The sequence below is a fragment of the Candidatus Propionivibrio aalborgensis genome, assembly GCF_900089945.1.
Lineage (GTDB): Bacteria > Pseudomonadota > Gammaproteobacteria > Burkholderiales > Rhodocyclaceae > Propionivibrio > Propionivibrio aalborgensis.
Map to the genome: position 1 here is coordinate 1 of NZ_FLQY01000169.1, position 3,055 is coordinate 3,055.

At 59.9% G+C, this 3,055-nt stretch carries 2 protein-coding genes; both read left to right on the forward strand.

Features of this window, described 5'->3' with window-relative positions; genetic code table 11:
• Positions 1-1,078 (forward strand): SPFH domain-containing protein (locus PROAA_RS09205; RefSeq protein WP_245664225.1); only part of this gene is annotated, 1,078 nt, incomplete at its 5' end.
• Between the two features lie 131 nt (positions 1,079-1,209).
• Positions 1,210-3,055: DUF4178 domain-containing protein (locus PROAA_RS09210; protein ID WP_186411063.1), on the forward strand; the 1,846-nt coding region annotated here is incomplete at its 3' end.

Sequence of the window (3,055 nt, forward strand, 5' to 3'; positions counted from 1 at the left end):
CCTACTAATCAGGCTGCTTTCGTTCAGGGAGAACCTCATGGCACTCATGGATTTCATCAAGAAACAGTTTATTGACGTCATTCAATGGACTGAGGAGGGCGATGGCGTTCTAGCCTACCGCTATCCGATGCAGGACTTCGAAATCCAGAACGGCGCCCAGCTGACGGTGCGCGATTCGCAGATGGCGGTATTCGTCAATGAAGGTCAGGTCGCCGACGTCTTTGGCCCAGGCCTGTACAAACTGACAACGCAGACGCTGCCGGTGCTGACCAATCTGAAGAACTGGGACAAGCTGTTCGATTCGCCATTCAAGTCCGACGTCTATTTCTTCTCGACCCGCCTGCAACTCGACCGCAAGTGGGGAACGCCGAACCCGATCACCATTCGCGACAAGGATTTCGGCATGGTGCGCATGCGGGCCTTCGGCATCTATTCGTACAAGCTCACCGATCCGGGCAAGCTCTACAAGGAAATTTCCGGCACTCGCGAACAGTACGGCGTTGATGAGCTTGACGGACAACTGCGCAACGTGGTGATCGGAACGATGACCGACCTGTTCGGCGAGTCGGGCGTTCCCTTCATCGACATGGCCGCCAATCAGGTTGAATTCAGCACGGCACTGAAGACAAAGCTGGAACCGGTGTTCGACCGCTATGGCCTGGCACTCGACAGCTTTGTCGTGCAGAACGTTACCTTGCCGGAAGAGCTGCAGAAGATACTCGACACCAAGATCGGCATGAACATGATCGGCGACATGGGGCGATTCACCCAGTATCAGGTAGCCAACGCCATTCCGCTGGCCGCGCAGAACGAAGGCGGATTGGCTGGAATGGGCGCTGGCCTGGGTGCCGGCCTGGGCATTGGACAGAGCATGGCACAGGCCATGACGCAAGCCGTACAGCCTGGGGTGGCGCAACCAGCGCCAGCCGCAGCACCGGCAGCACCAGTCGGTGCTGCTGTCAGTGCCGACGAAGTGGTCGCCACCCTGGAAAAACTGCACGGACTGGTCGCCAAAGGCATCCTTTCACAAGCCGAGTTTGATGCCAAGAAGGCTGAGTTGCTGGGCAAGCTGGGCTGATGAATCAAAACCCACCACAGAGGCGCTGAGGCACAGAGATGACGCAGAGAAAACCCAAAGCAAGTCTTGGCTTTCCTCTGCGTTTCCTCTGTAACTCTGCGCCTCTGTGGTAAGGCTTTTGTTTTAATCCCGTGAAGACCGCCAGTTGCCCTTCCTGCGGCGCGCCGGTCAGCTTCCAATCGGCAGCCTCGGTCTATGCGGTGTGCGAGTTCTGTCGCAGCACCCTGCTACGCGACGGCGAGGATCTGAAGAATCTCGGTCGCATGGCGGAGCTGATGGACGACCCGACGCTGATCCAGATCGGCAGCGAAGGGACATTTCGCGGACATCATTTCGGCGTCATCGGACGCATCCAGTTGAGGCACGAATCCGGCCTGTGGAACGAATGGCACATTCTCTTTGACGATGCGCGCAGCGCTTGGCTATCCGAGGCGGGCGGCGAGTTCGTCGTCAGTTCGCAAACGCTGGTTGACGACACCCTGCCGTCTTTCGAGGCACTGCAACCGGAAATGCAGATCAGTGTTGGCGGAAGCAGCTTCACCGTCACCGACCTCGAATCGGCACGCTGTATCGCCGGACAGGGCGAACTGCCGTTCAGGGTCGAGTCGGGCTACGACGCCAACACCGCCGACCTGCGCGGTAACGACCGTTTCGTCACCATCGACTACAGTGAAACACCGCCGCTGGTCTTTGTCGGCTACCCGGCGAAGTTCGACGAACTCAAGCTGACCAACCTCAAGGATACGGCTGCCGCCTCGGCCGCGCAGGCCGCGACGATCAAGGCCCGGGCCTTCAACTGCCCGCATTGCGCCACGCCGCTGACCGTGCATTCCGGCGCCATCGAAAGTATCGCCTGCGCAAGCTGCGGCTCGATCGTCGGCATCGACAACGAGAACGTGAAGTTGCTGGCGCGCGCCGCACAGTCGCTTCGCATTCAGCCCTGGTTGCCGCTCGGCAGCAAAGGCACGCTGCATGGCATCGAGTGGGAAGTGATCGGCTTCATGCGGCGCAGCACGCGGTCTGACGGCATAGACTACCCGTGGTCCGAGTACCTGCTGTTCAACGCCGAACCGGGCTTCGCCTGGCTGACCGAATACCAAGGGCATTGGAATTTCGCCCGTACCCTGTCCAATCCACCCATGGTCGGCCGCGGTCAGGCCTCGTTCCAGTTCAAGGGTTCGGAGTTCAAGCTCTTCAGCTCCGGCACCGCGGAAGTGACCTACGTTTTGGGCGAGTTCTACTGGCGGGTTGCCGTCGGGGAATCGTGCATCGTCGAAGACTACGTCTGCCCGCCGCTGATGCTCTCGCGCGAGGTCACCGACAAGGAGGCCAGCTGGTCGGAGGGTGAGTATCTGGAGCCGGAGGCCCTGTGCGCAGCGTTCAAGATCACGGCATCGCCCCTGGAGCGCATCGGTGTCTATGCCAATCAACCCAACCCGCTGGCCGAACGCCACCGTGGCGTGTGTCGGCTGTTCTGGAAGCTGGCGCTGGCGGCGACGTTGCTGCAATTGGCATTCGTATTGATTTTTTCCGCGCGCGTCGTTCTCAAGCAGCCGCTGGTGCTTTCGCCGTACAACGATGAAGCAACGCTGACCACTCAGGAATTCACCCTGAAAAGCCGGGCCCGCTCGCTTCGTGTGGAGCACAGCACCGACCTCGACAACAACTGGGCCGACATCACCACCACCTTGATCGAGAAGGATACCGGGGAAGCCTATCAGGGGGGCCAGGAAGTCAGCTACTACCGCGGCGTCGACAGCGGCGAAAGCTGGTCCGAAGGCAGCAGGGAAGAAGCCCTTGTCTTCAAGGATATCCCGCCCGGCAATTATTACCTGACCGTCGAGTACGAACTGGGCACGGATCGACGCAACGCGGTGACCGATACGGTCGAGGTGGTGCGCAATCCCGTCACCTGGTCGAACTATGTGCTGGTGATGATCTTGCTGGTGATGTTTCCGCTCTTTTCACGCTGGCGGC